1 protein-coding gene and 1 pseudogene (1 of these 2 cut by a window edge) are annotated in these 20,886 nt (G+C 68.5%); both read right to left on the bottom strand.

Annotation, left to right across the window (positions count from 1 at the left end):
* Positions 1-13,940, bottom strand: the 5' portion of a protein-coding gene (locus ACQP1T_RS22240; RefSeq protein WP_433754965.1) for an SDR family NAD(P)-dependent oxidoreductase. 778 nt of this gene lie to the left of the window's left edge; the window shows 13,940 of its 14,718 coding nt (coding positions 1-13,940); the start codon lies at positions 13,938-13,940; its stop codon lies off the left edge, out of view.
* Between the two features lie 141 nt (positions 13,941-14,081).
* Positions 14,082-20,183, bottom strand: a pseudogene (locus tag ACQP1T_RS22245) (type I polyketide synthase); the annotation flags it as partial.
* Between the last annotated feature and the right edge of the window lie 703 nt (positions 20,184-20,886).

Here is a 20,886-nt window from a genome sequence, read left to right on the forward strand (position 1 = left end):
AGACCCCATGCCACCGATGTCGCGGGCAGACCGCTCAGGTGCCGGTGGTGTGCCAGCGCATCGAGGAAGACGTTGGCGGCGGCGTAATTCGCTTGTCCCCGAGTGCCGATCACGCCCGCGACCGAGGAATAGAGCACGAACTGCGACAGATCCAGATCCTCGGTCGCCTCGTGCAGATTCCATGCCGCGTCGACCTTCGGGCGCAGCGTCGTCGCGAGCTGCTGCGGTGTCATATCGGCGAGCAGACCGTCGGCCAGCGCACCCGCCGTGTGGACGACGCCGGTGAGCGGGTGCTCCGGTGCAATACTCGCCAGCAGCTTGTCGAGCGCCTCCCGGTCGGCCACATCGCAGGCGACCACGTCCACCTGTGCGCCCAGCGCCGTCAATTCCTCCGCCAGGCCGGCGGCACCGTCGGCGGCGGGGCCGCGCCTGCTCGCGAGCACCAGCCGCCGCACACCGTGCTCGACGACGAGATGGCGGGCCGCCATCGCACCCAGAACACCGGTACCGCCGGTGATCAGCACGGTGCCGTCGGGGCGCAGCGGGGTCGGAATGGTGAGCACGTTGCGGCCGATATGCTTGCCCTCGCCCACGAACCGGAACGCCTCCGGCGCCTGCCGCAGATCCCATCCGGTGATCGGAGGCGGTGCCAGTACCCCCGTATCGATCAATTCGACCAGGGCACTCATGATCTCGCGCAATCGATCGAGCCCGATCTCGTCGAGATGGAAGTAGCGATAGTGCACGCCCGGGTGCTGCTCGGCGACCTCGCCGGGATCGCGCCGATCGGTCGCCACCATCTCGAGGAAGCGGCCACCGCGCGGCAGCAATCTCAGTGAGGCGTCGACGAATTCGCCTTCCAGCGAATCGAGCACGATGTCTGCACCACTGCCGCCGGTGACCTCGAGGAACTTCCGCTCGAAGTCGAGGGTGCGCGAGTCACCGATGACCGCATCGTCGAATCCCATGCCGCGCAGCACATCCCATTTGGAACGGTCGGCGGTGACCAGCAGCCGCAAACCGAGATGACGGGCCAGTTGCACAGCGGCCGTGCCGACACCGCCGGTGGCGACATGCAACAGCAACGTCTCCCCCGGCCGGGCGTCGGCGAGATCGACGAGGCTGTAGTACGCGGTAATGAACACCACGGGCACGGCGGCCGCCTGGGCGAACGACCATCCCCGCGGTATCGGAGCCAGCCGCCTGCTGTCGGTCACAACGACCGAACCGATGCCTTCGATCATCCCGAAAACCCGGTCGCCGATGGCGAATTCGGTGACGTCCGGCGCCACCTCCAGCACCACGCCCGCACCCTCCATGCCGATGGTGGCGTCCGGGTTCGGATACATACCCAAGGTGATCAGTGCGTCCCGGAAGTTGACGCCCGAGGCGCGCAGACCCACCCGAACCTGACCGGGCCCGAGCTCCTGCACGGCAGTGCGGGTTTCGACCAGGGCGAAGTTGTCACCGGTCAAGGAGCCCTTGCCGAGCTGACGCAAGGCCCACGCCGGGGCCCGCAGCGCGTCACCGCCTCCCACCACGTCGCCGCGGTCGGATGTCAGCCGCGGCACGTACGGAACGCCGGCGCGCACCGCGACCTGGGGCTCGTCCGCCGATGCCAAGGCCGTGGCAACGGCATCGCGACAGTCGTCCCAGCGGTCCACGTCCACAACGGTGATCCGGTCGGGATGCTCGTTCTGTCCGCTACGCAGCAGGCCCCAGACCGCCGCGCCGACGAGATCCACGGGCTCGCCCGCGGCCGTCGCGACCGCACCTCGGGTGACCACGACGATGCGCTGATCCTGGGCCAGCAGCTCCTTGCCGCGCGCCACGACCTCGGCCAGCCGACTCTGCACCGCATCCGGCACGTCCGTGTCCGCTGCCGCGGTGGCGCCGCTCACGAGACCATCGAGTCGAATCACGGTCGCGGGCCGGCCGTCCACGGTCACCGTCTCGCCGTCGTCCGCGCTCGCCCACCGCGTGGCCGCGGCCACGTCGTCTGGATTCGGCGCGGGCAACGGAACCCAGCGCAGACGGTAGGTGCCGTCCGGCGCCGCCGCGCCCACCGCGCCGATCTGGATCGGACGCAGGGTCAACGCCGCGATCTCGGCGATCGGTGCGCCCTGAGAGTCGGTGAGCGTGAGGGTGATTCGCTGGTCCTGCGGGTCGGTGCCGGCCGGCGCCACTCGAACCCGGGCCGACGCGGCACCGACCGCGTCCACGGTCACGTTCTCCCACGAATAGGGTACGAGGATCTCACCGGGCGCGGCAGGCGCACTCATCCCACCGAGGCCGATCGTGTGCAGTGCCGCGTCCAGCAGTGCCGGATGCACCCCGAACCGATCCGCCGACTGTGCCTGCTCCGGCAGCGCGACCTCCGCGAAGAGTTCGTCGCCACGGCGCCACAAAGCGGTCAGCCCCTGGAACATCGCCCCGTAGTCGTAGCCGCGCTCGGCCAACTCGGCGTACGCGTCGCCGATGTGTACCGGCAGCGCTCCGACGGGCGGCCAGCTCGCCGCATCGGCCCCGATCGGTTCGGGAGCTGAAAGCGGCGAGGCGACAACGGTTCCCGTGGCATGGCGTACCCATTCCGAGCGCGGTGCGCCAGACGATCCCGGGCCGTCCTGGTCCGATTCGCCGTCGCTCTGCGGGCGCGAATACACCGATACGGCTCGTGCTCCCGCATCATCGGGTGCGGCCGCCATCACCCGCAGTTCAACGGCGCCATCGGTCGGTAGGACCAGCGGCGCGGCCACGACCAGCTCGGCCAGCCGGGGACAGCCGACCATCGTCCCGGCATGCAACGCCAATTCGACGAAGGCCGTCCCCGGCAGCAGGGCCGCTCCGTTGATCGCGTGATCGGCCAGCCACGGGTGATCCGCCAGCGACAGGCGCCCGGTCAACACCACCGCTTCGGAGTCCGGCATCCAGACCGCCGCACCCAGCAGCGGATGCTTCGCCTCACCCAGCCCCGACTGGTACACATCCTGGGCGGCGCTCGGCTGCAACCAGTACCGCTTGTGCTGGAAGGCGTACGTCGGCAGATCCACCCGAGCGACGGGTCGGAGCATACCGAGCGCCCGTGTCACGACCGGAGCCAACGCGTCGGCCGCCACGTCGACGCCGGCACAGTAGGCCTGCGCCAACGCGGTGGTGATCTGCAGCGGATCGCCCTGATCACGCTTCAACGTGCTCAGCACGGCCACCCGATCGGCCAGACCCAGCTCTCCCGCCGTCGCCTCGATCCCCATCGTCAGCACCGGATGCGGGCTCACCTCGATAAAGGCATTCGTCCCCGCACGCTGCAACGCCGCCACCGACTCCGCGAACCTGACCTGTTCACGCAGCCCCCGGTACCAGTACCCGGCATCCAAGGTCGCCGTGTCCACGTAATCGCCGGATACCGTCGAGAAGAACGGCACCGAACCCGATACCGGCTCAACCGATTCCAGCTCCGCCAGCACCCGGTCGCGAACGGCCTCCACCGCCGCCGAATGCGAGGCGTAATCCACCGGAATCCGCTTGGCCCACACACCATCGGCCGCACACCCCGCCAGGAATTCCTCGAGAGCCGCCACTTCACCGGAAACCACGCTCTGGCCCGGACCGTTGACCGCTGCCACCGACAACCGACCCCCGAAACCCGACAACCGCTCGGCAACCACCTCGGCGGCCGCGCTCACCGAGGCCATACCGCCGTGACCCGCAAGGTCTTGTGCCACAACGAGAGAACGAAGCGCCACGATGCGCGCGCCATCCGACAGCGACAACCCACCCGCGACCACAGCCGCCGCGATCTCACCCTGCGAATGCCCCACCACCACCGACGGCTCCACACCCGCCGCACGCCACACCCGCGCCAACGACACCATCACCGCAAACAACACCGGCTGAACAACATCCACCCGATCCAACGACCCAGCCCCAGCCTCACCCCGCAACACCGCGGACAAAGACCAACCCACAAACGGCGCCAACGCCGCCTCACACTCCGCCACCGACTCCGCAAACACCCCACCCCCAGCCAACAACCCCACACCCATCCCCACCCACTGACTCCCCTGCCCCGGAAAAACAAACGCCACCCGACGCGGCACCACACGACCCGACACCACAGCAGCCCCTTCCGAGGCCTGCGCCACCGGATCGGCCAGCGCGGCCAGGCCCGCTATCAATCCGTCGCGATCGCGACCGACAACCGCACCGCGCCAGTCCAACTGCGACCGGTGACGCAGCAATGAGTGCGCCACATCCACCGCGTCGGTATCCGGGTGCGTGCGCAACCACTGCTCGAGCCGAACAGCCTGCTGCCGCAATGCCTCCGGACTCACCGCCGACAACATCCACGACATGGCATCCGAATCGGCTGGACCCGAATCTTGTGCGGCAATGGGAGATTCGGCGCGAGTCGGGAGCGGCGCCTCCTCCAGGATGGCGTGGGCGTTGGTGCCGCTGACACCGAACGACGACACGCCCGCGCGACGAGCACGCCCGTTGCGCGGCCACGGCCGCGACTCGGTCAGCAACTCCACCTCGCCGGCCGACCAGTCCACCTTCGGGCTCGGCTCGTCCACGTGCAGGGTTTTCGGCAGCGTCTCGTGCCGCAACGCCAGCACCATCTTCATGACACCGCCCACACCCGCCGCGGCCGTGGTGTGCCCGATATTCGACTTCAACGACCCGAGCCACAGCGGCCCACTCGATCGCCCCTGCCCGTAGGTTCCGATCAGGGCCTGCGCCTCGATCGGATCACCCAGCGGCGTTCCCGTCCCGTGTGCCTCCACCGCGTCGATATCGGTCGGCTCCAGCCCCGCGTTCGCCAACGCCGTGGTGATCACCCGCTCCTGCGAAGGACCATTCGGCGCCGACAAACCGTTACTCGCCCCGTCCTGGTTGATCGCGCTGCCCCGGACCACCGCCAGCACGGGGTGACCCGCGCGCTGCGCGTCCGACAGGCGCTCGAGCACGAGCATGCCGACGCCCTCGGAGAATGCCGTGCCATCTGCCGTGGCAGCGAACGACTTGCAACGACCCTCACGCGATATGCCGCGCTGCCTTGCGAAATCGATGGAGAGATAGGGATCGGCGTAGATGGTCGCACCGCCCGTCAAGGCCAGCGAGGTCTCTCCCTGTCGCAGCGCCTGACAGGCCAGATGCAAGGCGACCAGCGACGAGGAGCACGCGGTGTCCACGGTGACCGAAGGTCCTTCGATGCCGAAGACATACGACAGCCGTCCCGACGTCACACTGCCCTGCGTGCCGGTGAGCCGATGGCCCTCGAACTCTGGGGTGACCCGGTTGAAATAGCCCGAGTAGCACGCCCCTACGAACACGCCGGCATCGGTGCCGCGCAACGCGACCGGGTCGATTCCCGCGTTTTCCAATGCCTCCCAGGACGATTCGAGCAAATGACGCTGCTGCGGGTCCATCGCCGACGCCTCGCGCGGACTGATTCCGAAGAAGCCGGCATCGAAATCACCGGCGCCGTCGAGGAATCCGGCACGACGGCTGTACACGGTGCCCGGCTTGTCCGGGTCCTCGTCGAACAGCCGCTCCAGATCCCATCCGCGATCCGACGGGTACTCACTGGTCGCGTCGATTCCCCCGGCGAGAAGGTCCCACAACTCATCCGGCGACGTCACACCGCCGGGGAACCGGCAGCCCATCCCCACGATGGCAATCGGCTCGTCGGTCCGGGTCCGGCGGGCCACCTTCTTGACCGGTTCGCTCGCGGCTTTCGGCTCCACCTTCGACAACACCAGTTTCGCCACCGCCGCGGGGGTCGGATAATCGAACACCAGAGTCGACGGCAGCTGAATACCGGTGGCCTTGTTCAGCCGGTTCCGGAATTCCACGCCACCCAGCGAATCGAAACCGATCTCGTCGAAGCGCCGATCGGGCCGGATATCGGCCGCCGAATCATGTCCCAGCACCGCCGCCGCCTGCGCCAGCACCACCTCCGACACCATGTCGGCACGCCGAGCCTCGGGCACCTGGGCCAACCGCTCGGCCAGCGCACCGGCCGCGGGCTTTCCCGCAGCCTTCGCCGGGCGCGTCGAACGCGGTACGAAACCACGCAAAACGGCCGGAACCGCATCGGGATCCGACACGCGCCGCAGGACGCTCGGGTCGAACCGGATCGCGGCCGGACGCTCCTGCGAGCCGGCGACCGCTTCGTCGAACAACCGCAGGCCCTCGGCATCACCGAGCCGGCCCAGCCCCAGCCGCTCCCATCGTGCGAGTGCGGTGCTGTCCAGTTCCCCGGTCATGCCGCTGCCGGAGTTCCACGGCCCCCATGCCAGCGACACCGCGGCCGATCCCGCCGCGCGGCGGCGCTGCACCAGACCGTCCAGGAAAGCGTTGGCCGCGGCGTAATTGCCCTGCCCGGCCGAACCCAGCACCCCCGCCATCGATGAGAAGACCACGAACGCCGACATATCGCGGTCACGAGTCAGCTCGTCCAGATACCACGCCCCGTACACCTTCGGCGCCAGCACCCGGTCCACCTGTTCACTGGTCAGCGACTCCACGGTGCCGTCGTCTATAACACCCGCCGTATGCACCACAGCGGTCACACCGCCGTCGGAATCCATGGCGTCCAACAGGTTTCGCACCGCGTCACGGTCGCCGACATCACACGCGACCACCCGGGCATCGGCGCCCGCCCGGCCCAGTTCGGCGACGAGCTCGGACGCCCCCGGCGCCTCGGGACCCCGCCGCGACGACAGCACCAACCTGCGCACGCCGTGCTCGGCGACCAGGTGCCGGGCGAACAACGCACCGAGACCACCAGTACCACCGGTGATCAAGACCGCGCCGTCGCCGAAAGCCGGCGCCGCGCCGGTGTCGCGCACCGCGTCGGCCTTCGATGTCCGGGTGAGCCTGGGAACCAGAACTCCCGCACCCCGCACCGCGGCCTGCGGCTCACCCGAGGCCAGCACCGCCGCGATCCGGTCGGCGCCCGACCGCTCGGCCGGATCCTCGTCGAGGAGAACGAACCGCCCCGGATTCTCCGACTGCGCACTGCGGACCAACCCCCACGCCGCGGCGGCCACCACATCCGGCACCTCGCCGGGCAGCCCCGCCCCACCGGTGGTGAGCAGCACCATCCGGACATCGGACAGTCGCTCCTCGGCAAGCCAGGATTTCACCGTGGCCAGCGTGCTGTGCACCCCGGCCCGCACCACTGCCGGGCCATCCGCCGCCTGTTCCGAGACGCGCCACACCACGACTTCCGGAAGCTGTTCCGCCGCAACGAGTTCGGCGACGGAAGCGAATGACACGCCGATCCCCGGTACCGCCGAATCCGCGAGCACGGCCATCGACGGCGCCGGCGATCCGGCCGACGCTGCCGTGGCAGGCTCCCAGTGCACCTGGTACAGAGCGGCCGCGTCCTCGGACAAGCCGCGCCGGAATTCCTTGGCGTCGTTGCGACGCATCATGACCGCGTCGACCGACAGGATCGGATTGCCGTTCGTATCGACGGCCGCGACGGCGATGGTGTTCACTCCGGCTTTCACCGCCATGACCCGCAACTCCGTCACCTCCGTGGGCACCGGCGCGTGAAAACGCGCACCGCCCCACTGGAACAGCAACCACCCGGAATCGGGGTCGGGCTCCGCGGCCCGGAAAACCAAGCGGGACAGCCCGGCATGCACGACCAGCTCCATCAAGGCCGGATGCACACCGTGCCCGGACTCCGGTGCCGCGTCGGTGTCCAGCACGACCTCCGAGAAGACCGTGTCGCCACGTTGCCATACCGCCGGCACACCGATGAACGCCGGACCGTACTCGAGTCCGGTGTCCTCGGTGATCTGCGCCGGAAGCGTCAGCCGATCCACGTCCACGCGTTCGGCATCGGCCGGTGGCCACTCCTGGTCCCGCAGCTGCGACACCAACGCCGAATCGTCGGCCGGCTCCGCCGCGAACACGCCCGTGGCGTTGCGCACCCACGCCTCATCGGAGGCATTCCGATAGAAGAATTCGAACGAACGCCGCCCGGACTCATCGGCCGACTGCACCAGCACCTGCACATCGACCGTGTCCGCGCCGGGCCGGATCGGCGCCTGCACCATGACTTCCTCGACCACCTCGCAGCCGATCCCGCGACCGGCGGCGAGCAGGAACTCGAGCAACAGCACGCCCGGCACCACCACGACGCCGTAGGCCATGTGGTCGGCGATCCATGGATGCGTGCGCAACGAGAACCGGCCGGTGAACAACCATTCGTCGGTATCGGCGAGCTCGGTCACACCCGTCAGAATCGGATGACCTCCAGAGTCGCCTGCTGCCGCTTCGACAGGCTGCAGCCAGTACCGCCGATGCTGGAAGGCGTAGCTGGGCAACGAAACCCGCTGTGCACCGCGACCGGCCGACAGCGGGCGCAAGTCCACACCCATACCTGCCACATGGGCCTGTGCCAGCGCGGACACGAATTGCGTCGGCTCGTCGGCCGCACGCCGGGCCACGGCGACCACCGTCGATGTGGCCTCCACATCCGGGATCTCGGCCAGGCACTGTCGAGTCATCGCGGACAACACGGCATCGGGGCCGATCTCGACGAAGCGCCGCACCCCGGCCGCTACCGCGGTCTCGATACCCGGTGCGAACCGGACACAGCCACGCACCTGGTCGACCCAGTAACCCGGATCGGTCACCTCGGCGCCGGCCAGGACACCCGACACATTCGACACGATCGGAACGGCCGGCTCGTGATAGGTCAATCCCATTGCCACACTGCGGAATTCATCGAGCATCGGCTCGATCAACGCCGAGTGGAACGCATGACTGACCCGCAACCGGGTGGTCTTGACTCCCTCGCCGGCGAGGTTGTCCTCGATCTCGGCTATCGCCGCGGCGTCACCGGACAGCACCACCGACGACGGACCGTTCACCGCGCCCATCGATACCCGGCCCTGGAACTCGGTCAGCATCCCGGCTGCCCGATCCTCGGGTACCGCCACCGCGAGCATCGCCCCGCCCTCGGGCAGCGCGCCCATCAGCCGCCCGCGTGCCACTACCAGGGCGCACGCATCCGCCAGCGACCACACCCCCGTCACAAAGGCGGCCACCAACTCGCCGATCGAATGCCCGATCAGCACATCCGGCGCCATACCGAAGGACTCCACCAACCGGAACAGCGCCACCTCGAAGGCGAACAGCGCGGGCTGGGTGAACTCCGTGAGGTCCAGCAGTGCCGCGTTCTCCTCATCGAACATCAGGTCTTTCAGCGACCGGCCGAGCAGCGGATCGATCTGGGCGCACACCTGGTCCAATGCCGACGCGAACACCGGAAACGCGCCGTACAACTGCGCGCCCATCCCGGCTCGCTGCGCACCCTGACCGGTGAACAGGAACGCCGTCTTCCCCGGGATGACCTGCCCCTCGAGGACCGACGACGCCGCCTCGCCCGAGGCGAGAGCGGCGAGACCGGCCAGCACCTGTTCCCGGTCGCGGCCCACGACCGCGCCCCGCCGATCGAAGTGTCCGCGTGTCTCGACCGAGGAATACGCGATATCGGCGACACCGGCATCGGGCCGGTCGATCATCCACTGCCGCAGCCGATCCGCCTGTGCGCGCAACGCCTCGTCGGACTTGGCCGACACCAGCACCGGAACCACATCGGTCGCGACCGCGGCGGCGTCTTCGTCCGGCGACGGTACGACCGGCGGCGCTTCCTCGAGAATCACATGCGCGTTGGTGCCGCTGATCCCGAACGACGACACACCCGCACGCCGCACCCGTTCGGAGGCAGGCCAGGGCTCGGCCTCGGTCAGCAATCGCACCGACCCTGCCGACCAATGCACGTGCGGCGTCGGCGCATCCACATGCAGCGTTCGCGGCAGAGTTTCGTGCCGCAGGGCGGCCACCATCTTGATGACACCACCGATACCGGCCGCGGCGACCGCGTGACCGATATTCGACTTCACCGACCCGATCCGCAAGGGCTCCGACCGGTCCTGCCCGTAGGTGGCGATCAATGCCTGCGCCTCGATCGGATCACCCAATGCCGTTCCGGTGCCATGGGCTTCGACCGCGTCCACATCCGATGCCCGGAGCCCGGCATTGGCCAGCGCCTGCGCGATCACACGCTCCTGCGATGGACCGTTCGGCGCGGTCAGGCCATTGCTCGCACCGTCCTGGTTGATCGCGCTGCCGCGCACCACGCCGAGAATGTCGTGCCCCAGCCGCTGTGCGTCCGACAGCCGCTCGACCACGAGCACCCCGACGCCCTCGGACCACGTCACGCCGTCGGCCGCGGCGGCGAACGCCTTGGATCGCCCATCCGGCGCCAGCCCCCGCTGTCGCGCGAAATCCACGTACAGACTCGGACTCGCCGACACACTCACACCGCCCGCCAGCGCCAGCGATGCTTCCCCCTGACGCAACGCCTGGCACGCCAGGTGCAATGCGACCAGCGACGACGAACACGCGGTATCGACCGTGACCGCCGGGCCTTCCAGACCGAAAACATAAGAGACACGGCCGGATACCACGCTGTTTGATGTCCCGGTCAGCCGGAAACCTTCGTATTCACCGACGACCCCGGGCGAGTACCCCGACGAGCAGGCGCCGACGTAGACGCCGGTATCGCTGCCGCGCAGCGACGCGGGGTCGATACCCGCGTCCTCGAGCGCCTCCCAGGAGACCTCCAGCATCAGCCGCTGCTGCGGATCCATCGCCGCCGCCTCGCGCGGACCCACGCCGAAGAAGCTCGCATCGAAACCGCCGGCGTCATCGAGGAAGCCGCCCTCCCGGGTGTACACGGTCCCCGGCTTATCCGGGTCCGTATCGAACAACCGCTCCAGATCCCAGCCCCGATCCGATGGGAACGGTGTGATCACGTCCCGTCCCGCGGCGACGAGTTCCCAGAGATCCTCGGCCGATCCGACACCACCCGGGAAACGGCAGCCGATACCGACGATGGCGATCGGCTCATCGGAGACGGCCCGGTGAGTCACTCGTGGCACATCGGGATCGATCCCTTCCAGATGTGCACGCACCAGCCGCGCCACCGCCATCGGCGTCGGGTGGTCGAAGATCAGGGTCGTAGGCAACGGCACACCGGTGGCCGATGCCAGGTTGCTCCGAAGCTGTTGTCCGCTCACCGAATCGAACCCGGCGGCGGTGAACGGCAGATCGGGTGCGACGGCATCGGCCGAATCATGGCCGAGCACCGCCGCGACCTGTTCGGCCACGACCTCGAGCACGAGCGCGTCGCGGTCACGCTCGGCCGCGGCGAACAACCGCGGCGCCAGCGGGCCCTCCACCACGGCACGCCTGCTTCGAACCGGGGACGCGGTGCGCTGCGAAACCGGAAGCGGCTCCACGCCATCCAGCGTCCAGCACTGCCGCCGCTGGAACGCATACGTCGGCAGTTCCACCCGCTGTGCCGGTGGGGCCAGCAGTTCCGGTGCTACATCGATACCCACGCAGTAGGCATGTGCCAAGGCCGCGGCGAACTGCTGTCGGCCGCCGTGGTCGCGCCGCAGCGTGCCGACGACCGCGACCCGGTCCGCCAGCCCCATCGAATCCGCCGTCAGCTCGATCGCCGTCGACACCACAGGATGCGGGCTCGTCTCCACGAACGCATTCGTCCCCGAGTCCAGTAACGTCTCGATCGCGTCGGCGAAGCGCACCTGCTCACGCAGCCCCCGGTACCAGTACCCGGCGTCCAGCTCGGCGGTGTCCATCAAATCCGCTGTCACAGTCGAGAAGAACGGCACCGAACCCGATACCGGCACAACCGATTCCAGCTCCGCCAGCACCCGGTCCCGAACGGCCTCCACCGCCGCCGAATGCGAGGCGTAATCCACCGGAATCCGCTTGGCCCACACACCATCGGCCGCACACCCCGCCAGAAACTCGTCCAACGCCGCGGCCTCACCCGACACCACAACCTGGCCGGGACCATTGATCGCCGCGACCGACAACCGGCCCCCGAAACCCGACAACCGCTCGGCAACCACCTCCGCCGTAGAACCGATCGACGCCATACCACCCGAACCCGCCAGCACCTCGGCGACGGCACGCGACCGCACCGCCACGATGCGCGCGCCATCCGACAGCGACAACCCACCCGCGACCACAGCCGCCGCGATCTCACCCTGCGAATGCCCCACCACCACCGACGGCTCCACACCCGCCGCACGCCACACCCGCGCCAACGACACCATCACCGCAAACAACACCGGCTGAACAACATCCACCCGATCCAACGACCCAGCCCCAGCCTCACCCCGCAACACCGCGGACAAAGACCAACCCACAAACGGCGCCAACGCCGCCTCACACTCCGCCACCGACTCCGCAAACACCCCACCCCCAGCCAACAACCCCACACCCATCCCCACCCACTGACTCCCCTGCCCCGGAAAAACAAACGCCACCCGACGCGGCACCACACGACCCGACACCACAGCAGCCCCCTCCGAGGCCTGCGCCACCGGATCCGCCAGCGCGGCCAGCGCGACACCCATCGCGTCGGCGTCGTGTCCGATCACCGCGCCCCGCCAGTCCAACGCCGTGCGCGAATGGATGAGCGAATACGCCACATCGGCGGCATCACCGGCCGGATGTCCGGTCAGCCACTCCTGCAATCGAACAGCCTGCTGCCGCAACGCTTCCGGGCTCTGCCCGGACAACACCCAGGTCACCGGGCGGTCGGCGGCGGCCACACTCGCATCACCCGCGACCGGCGCCGGCGCCTCCTCCAGAATCACATGTGCGTTCGTGCCACCCATTCCGAACGACGACACGCCCGCCCGGCGCTGTGCCGCGCCCGGCCAGTGCTCCGTCGCGGTCTGCACCCGCAATCGCAGCGCGTCGAGTGGAATCTGCGGATTGGCGGTGTGAAAGTTCAAGCTGGGCGTCAGTTCCCGATGCCGCAGGCTCAGCACGGTCTTGATCAGGCCGGCGATCCCGGCGGCACCCTCCAGATGCCCGATATTCGTCTTGACCGAACCGACGGCCAGCGGTGCGCTCCCGGACCGCCCGGCGCCATAGATCTCGCCGAGGGCCCGCGCTTCCACCGGATCGCCCGCGGGTGTACCGGTTCCGTGCAGCTCCACATAATCCACCGACGCGGGTTCCACATCGGCGGCCGCCAGCGCGGCCCTGATCACCGCGGTCTGCGCGGACACACTGGGCGCACTCAGCACTTGACGCTCATTGCCGCTGTTGATAGCACTGCCGCGGATCACCGCGTAGATCCGGTCACCATCGGCGACCGCGCGCGCCAGCGGCTTGAGTACGACGATGCCGCCGCCTTCGCCGCGAACCGTGCCGTCCGCACGTTCATCGAAGGTGTAGCACCGTCCCGACGGTGAGTGCGCGCCGAACTGCTCGTAGCGCTCACCACCCAGCGGCGACAGGATGAGATTCAGCCCGCCCGCCAAGGCCACATCACACTCGCCGCCGCGTAACGATTCACACGCCAGGTGCACCGCGACCAGCGACGAGGACTGCCCGCTGTCCACCACGATGCTCGGACCGGTGAACCCGTAGTAATTCGAAATCCGGTTGGCGGCGACGCCGCGGCCGACGCCCGACAACGAATGCCTGCCGACGCCGGGCTTACCCCTCGACGCCTCGATTTCGGCGAAATCGGTTCCGGTGCTGCCCAGGAACACTCCCGCGCGGGCACCGTCGCGATCGCGGTAGCCCGCGTCTTCGATGGCCTCCCAGCTCAGCTCGAGACCGAGCAGCTGCTGCGGATCGATCGCACGCGCCTCATTCGGCGCCACCCCGAAGAAGTCGGCGTCGAATTCCGATGCCGAAGCCAGGAATCCGGCCTTCTCCTCGATTCGCGGGCGGTCTGCGGGAGCGGAGCCGATAGCCTCGCGCCCATCGCGCAGCAACCGCCAGAAGCTCTCGAGATCGGAAGCGCCGGGCATCCGGCACGACATTCCGACAATGGCGATCTCATTCGCGTCGACCATGATTCCTCTATCTCGCCTTATTCGATTCCAAGCATGTGTTTTTCGCGATCACGCGGTTCATCGGTTGCTCACGACGTCGCTCGTAATCGAGTGGAGCCATCGCCGAATCCCCTCTGCCGCGGCCGGTGCCGCGTCTTCGATGAGGGAGAAGTGGTCGGCGGATATGTGAATCGTGTCGCCGCGGTGCTGCCAATCCGGCACCGGCGCAGCAATATCGAGGCCCGGTAGCCCGACAGTGGCTCGCAGATTCAGCGTGGGCACGGCAATGGACCGCGTGCCGCGCTCGCCGAAGATCCGCACATAATTGCCCATGGCGACCAGTGCGTGGTCGTCGATATCGATCAGTTCGTGACCGCGATCGAGCACCAGGCCGAGCGCGCCGGCGAAAACCGTGCCGATGAGGTCTTCACCATCCGGCGAATAGGTGTCGAGCATCGCGACACCGACCGGGCCACGACCACGCTCGTCGAGCCGCTCGGCGAGCGCGTGCGCGACCGCTCCGCCGATCGAGTAGCCGACGAGTACGAACGGATGCTCGCCCGTGGCGTTTTCGGTGACAAAGGCAAGGTGGTCGAGCAGCGCGTCCCAGGTCGGCGGCATCGGTTCACCGACTCGGGTCCCCGGCAGTCGCAACGCGGACACACCGAATTCGGCGCCGAGTTCGCGCGCCAAGCGGCCGAACTGGTGCGGTCCGTTGCCGACCAGAAACGACGGGATGCAGATCAGGTTGGGTCCGGCGCCGGCGCGCGACAGCAGCATGGGCGCCGGGGGGCCATGCGCGGCGGCCGGCTCATCGAAAGCGACGCTCAGTCTGGCACTTTCGATCAACAGCGGCATCGCCTCGGTCGCGTCCCCGCGCCGATGCGCCGCCATCACCAGCTCCGTCAACCGGCCACGTACTCCCGATGCGGCGGGCGGCGGCTCGTGCCGAACCTCGACGGCCCCCATCCGCGACCGGAGCAGCTGCGCGACCGCGGCGGCGGTCGGATGCTCGAATACCAGCGTCGACGGCAGAGACAGACCCGTGATGGCGACGAGCCTGTTCCGGAACTCGACGCCGCCCAACGAGTCGAATCCGAGTTCGGCGAACGGCACATCCGCGGCCACCGCGGCGGCCGACTTGTGTCCGAGGACGACGGCGGCCAGCGAGCGTATCTCCTGGAGGATGACCTCGTAGTGATCGTCCTCAGGCAGCATCTCCAAACGCTGTGCCAGCGAGCCGCGTTCGCTGCCCGGCTGCGCTGCCACGGGCGCGCGCACGATCTCGCGCAGCACCGGCGGCAGCACGCCGGAGCGAGCGAGCGATGCGAGCGCGTCCCTATCGAGCGACGCGGTCATCAGCAGCGAGTGGCCGGTGGCCAGCGCCTTGTCGAACATCGCCAATCCCGGCCCGGGGGTGATGGGTAGCAGCCCGAGCCGGGTGCGAATACGGCGAGCTATGTCCTCGGTATCTTCCCGATCGAGCACGCCTGCCATACCGAGCGTCCACAGCCCCCACGCCAGCGAGTGCGCGGGCAGGCCGGTTTCACGACGACGATGCGCGAGTGCGTCGAGGAAACGGTTCGCGGCCGCGTAGTTGCCCTGGCCCTGACCACCGAGTAGCGGGGCGGCGGAGGAAAACAGCACGAACGCCGACAGGTCGTGATCCCGAGTGAGTTCGTGCAGATGCAGTGCCGCATCGACTTTCGGCCGCATAACGCGGTCGATCTGCTCGGTGGTCAGCGTCTCGACGGTGCCGTCGTCGAGTACGCCGGCGGTGTGGATCACGGCGGTCAGCGGGTGCTGCTCCGGGATGGTCCGCAGCAGATCTCGCAGCGCATCTCGGTCGGCGACGTCGCAGGCGGCCACCCGGACCTGCGCACCCGCAGCCTCGAGATCGCCGACCAGATCCGCGGCGCCCGGGGCATCCGGTCCCCGCCGGGAAACCAGCAGCAGGCTCCGAACGCCGTGTGCCGCAACCAGATGTCGCGCCGTCAGCGCACCCAGACCTCCGGTGCCACCGGTGATCAGAACCGTCCCGCCGCCGAATGAGACCGGTGCCGCATCCGGCGCGGCGGCCCGTATCAGCCTCGGTACCAATAGCGTGTTGTCACGCGCTGCCACCTGCGGCTCACCGAGATCCGCGGCTCGCGCCACCGTGTCGGATGTCACCGCGGTGGCGTCGTCGTGGTCGATCTGGACGACCCGGCCGGGATGTTCCGACTGCGCACTCGCGATCAGACCGGATACCGCCGCTGCCGCGGGATCACATAATTCGCCCGGTATTTCCGCGGCGTTGCGGGTCACGACGACCAGCGTGGATTTCTCGGATCGTTCGTCGGCGATCCAGTCCCGGACCATCGTCAGCGCCGCATCGACTCGCAGCCGGGCCACCTGGGCGGCTTCACCCGTCGCGGGGACGTCGTCACAGTGCCAGACGACGATCTCGGGTACGGACGGCATTGCGAGCAGAGCGTCCAGATCCGTGTGTGCCTCGGCGCCCGGCATCGTCGTGGAGCCCAATACCGCTACAGCACAACGATTCACGGAGTCCGAGGTGGATGCCGGAGTCCACCGGAGGGTGTAGAGCGGGTGCGAGGTTGCGCGATCACGGCGCAGGGTGCGGGCATCGACCGGGCGCGCGACGAGGGTGTCGACGGCCGCTACGGGTAGACCGTGCGTGTCGGCGGCATCTACTCGGATGGTGTCGTCTGTGCGGGCGACACGCACCCGCAGGGCCGTGGCTTCCTCCCGGTAGACGCGCACTCCGGCGAACGAGAACGGCAAGGGCACCTTGCCGTCACCGGTATCGGCGAGACGGTCGATCGCGGTGTGGAAAGCGGCGTCCAGCAAGGCCGGGTGCACCCGGAACCGCCGCGCGTCCGCGTTCTCGGGCAACGACAGCTCAGCGAACACCTCGGCACCGCGCATCCAGGCGGCGCGCACACCCCGGAATGTCGGGCCGTACCCGAAACCCATGTCCGCCAACCGCTCGTACAGCCGCGCCGAGTCCACCGGTTCGGCGCCCGCGGGCGGCCACACCCGTCCGTCCCACACCGCGTTCGCCGCGCCGGCCACGGGCGCCAGCACCCCTGTCGCGTGCGCGACCCACTCCGCGCCGTCGGAATGCTCACCGGACACCCTGGAGTGCACGGCGAACCGACGCCTGCCCGCGCCATCGGCGGGCTCGACACCGAGCTGAATATCGACCGCGGTGTCGTCCGGCAGCAGCAGCGGCGCTTCCAGCACCAGTTCCTCGACGACCTCGGCGCCGAGCCGAGTGCCGGCGGTCAACGCCAGTTCCACGAATCCGGTCCCGGGCAGCAACACCGAGCCGAAGACCGCGTGATCGGCGAGCCACAGGTGGGTCCGCAACGACATCCGTCCGGTGAACAGCCATTCGTCCCTGCCCGCCACGGAGACGACGCCGGTCAGGATCGGATGATCCGACGACGCCGCGGAGGCATCGGCGGCGAGCGGCTCCAACCAGAACCGCTGGCGCTGAAATGCGTACGTGGGCAACGACACCCGGTGCAGCGGACGGCCCGCGAAGATCGGCTGCCAATCCACCTCGGCGCCGCAGGCGTGCAGCTGCCCCAGCATCGTCACGCACTGCGTCACTTCGTCGACCGAACGCCGCGCCCCGGCGGCAACCATCGCCCCCGCCTCGACCTCCGGATATTCGGCCAGGCACTGGCGAGTCATGGATGCCAGCACCGCATCCGGGCCCACCTCCACGAATCGCCGCACCCCGGCCGCGACGAGGGCATCGACGCCGGGCGCGAATCGCACGCAGCCGCGTACCTGCTGCACCCAGTACTCCGGATCGGTCACCTCGGCACCGGCGACACCGCCGGAGATGTTCGACAGCACCGGAACGGTCGGCGATCGATATGTCAGACCCGCTGCCACGGAACGGAATTCGTCGAGCATCGGCTCCATCAACGCCGAATGGAACGCGTGACCGACCCGCAATCGCGATGTCCGCACGCCCGCGTCGGACAGCTCGCGCTCCGCCGCTTCGACGAGGTCGGCAGCGCCGGACAGCACCACCGACGAAGGGCCGTTCACAGCCGCGACCGATAACCGATCACCGTGTACCGCAACGAGTTCGAGCGCTTCCTTTTCGGTCAGGGCGGCCGCGAGCATCGCGCCGCCCACCGGCAACGCACCCATCAAGCGGCCCCGCGCCGCCACCAGCGCACACGCGTCCGCCAGCGACCACACCCCCGCGACGTAGGCGGCCGTCACCTCGCCGATCGAATGTCCGGCCAGCATATCCGCGGTCACGCCGAACGATGCCATCAACCGGAACAACGCCACCTCGAACGCGAACAACGCGGGCTGCGTCCACTCCGTCCGATCCAGTGCGACATCGGCCGCGCCGCCCCCCGGCGGCAGTGCCGCAGCGCTGCCGGAGAACATCACCTCCCGCAACGACCCGCCGAGATGGGGATCGAACTCGGCGCAGACCTCGTCCAACGCCGTCGCGAAAACCGGGAAGGCCGCATAGAGCTCCGCCCCCATCCCCACCCGCTGAGCTCCCTGCCCCGTGAACAGAAATGCCGTCCCACCCGCGACGGACGCACCGGCCGCCGAGGACCCCGACGCCAGGTCGGCCAACTCCGACGCCAGCTGGTCGCGATCGCGACCCACCACCACGGCGCGCCGGTCCCATTGCGTCCTGTTCTCGATCAGCGACGACGCCACACTCCACAGGTCCGCATCCGGATTGTCGAGCAGCCACTGCCGCAACCGATCCGCCTGGGCGCGCAGCGCCGCATCGGACTTGGCCGATACCAGCAACGGCAGCACATCCGCCGCGGCAGCGGGGGTCGCGGCGGTCTCCTCGACTGGCGAAGGGACGGAAGCGGGCGCTTCCTCCACGATCAAATGAGCGTTGGTGCCGCTGATCCCGAACGAGGACACCCCGGCCCGCCGCACCCGCTCACCCGCGAGCCAGGGCTCCGCCTCGGTCAGCAATCGCGCCGATCCCGCCGACCAATCCACATGCGGCGACGGCTCACCCACGTGCAGCGTCCTGGGCAGCATTCCGTGCCGCAACGCCTGCACGACCTTGATCACCCCGCCGACGCCCGCGGCCGCTTGCGAATGCCCGATATTCGACTTCAGCGACCCGAGCCGCAATGGCGCGCCGCGACGCTGTCCGTATGCGGAGATCAACGCCTGTGACTCGATCGGATCACCCAGCGGCGTTCCCGTCCCGTGCGCCTCCACCACATCCACATCCGTCGGCTCGAGTCCGGCAGCTGCCAGCGCGGACGCGATCACCCGCTCCTGCGACGGACCGTTCGGCGCGGTCAAACCATTGCTCGCACCATCCTGATTCACCGCCGATCCGCGAATGACGGCCAGAATTTCGTGCCCGGATCGCCGCGCGTCCGACAACCGTTCCAGCACCAGCACGCCCACGCCCTCGGACCAGCCCACCCCGTCCGCGGCGGCCGAGAACGACTTGCATCGCCCATCACGCGACAAGCCCCGCTGCCGCGAAAACTCCACGAACAGCGACGGTGTCGACATCACGGTCACACCGCCGGCCAGCACCAGGGACATCTCCCGGCGGCGCAGTGCCTGGGCGGCCAGATGGATCGCCACCAGCGACGACGAGCACGCCGTGTCGACCGTCAGCGCCGCACCTTCCAGCCCGAGCGTGTAGGCCACTCGCCCCGACACCACACTGCTCACCGATCCGGTGCCCGCGTGCCCCTCCGCTGCCGGGCCGGCGGCCTTGGCCGTGTGCTCGTAGTCGGTGTACATCACTCCGGCGATCACGCCGGTGTCGCTGCCTCGCAGCGAGGTCGGGTCGATACCGGCGTCTTCCAGGGCTTCCCACGAGGCCTCCAGAAACAAACGCTGCTGCGGATCCATCGCCGCCGCCTCACGCGGGCCGATGCCGAAAAACCCCGCATCGAAATCACCGGCGCCGGAAAGGAACCCGCCCTCGCGCGTATACACCTTCCCGAACCGGTCCGGATCGGGATCGAACAATCCCGCCACATCCCAGCCCCGGTCGGCCGGGAATTCCCCGATCGCGTCCGAGCCGGAGGCGACCAGATCCCATAGTTGCTGCGGTGACTCCACACCGCCCGGATACCGGCAACTCATGCCCACGATCGCGATGGGCTCGACGCTCTGCTCCCGCAGTCGGGTGAGCTCGTCGCGACTCGACATAAGCTCCACGGTGACCTTTTTGAGGTACTCCAACATCCGGTCGGACGAGTCACCAGTGTTCGTGTCCACGTTCACATCCAGGGGTAGATCGGGGTTGCCGAAGACGCCGGAAGAATTCCGGCGCTATCGGCCAGGGGATACCGACGCCGTCCTCGAGCTTCGAGTGGCGGAGCGGTGATTCGGCGAATCGGCGGCAGACGGCCGGTGGCGTTACGGCTGAATCCAGCCGTCGTGACTGCCCTCGGCAACGTTGGGCGGGGGCGAAGCGACCGATCCGCCCGCGGACCGCCTGCGGTACCGGTCCCCGTCCGAGCAAACGGGCACCGATTCCCGGACGCTCCATGACGTGCGAACGCTCGCCGAGGCCGATCGACACGAACTGGACGTTTGCTTTTTTCCGGCACACAGTGCCGCCATCGCTATGTCCCTCATCGACACACCTCTCACACTCCCGACGCCAGCCGACTCACAACAATGTCGCCGACTGCCACCGTTCATACCCTTTTGACATCGCCGCTCCGGTCCATCAATGGCCGTTAATTCGAAGCCTCATTCAGCAGAAATCGGCCACGCACCGCGATACGACCTGAGTATCAGCCGTTCCCAACATTGGGAATAGATTACGGGATCTACACATGCCAGATACCGCTCTACACACGGACAACACGGTCAGATCCCCGCAACCGATGGGCGATCTTTTGCTGACACTTCTTCGATCGGCTATATACGGTGTCCAGACGGGCGTTGGGCAGGCCGAAAACTCGTCGCAGTC

It is taken from the genome of Nocardia sp. CA-135398, assembly GCF_050955845.1.
GTDB lineage: Bacteria > Actinomycetota > Actinomycetes > Mycobacteriales > Mycobacteriaceae > Nocardia.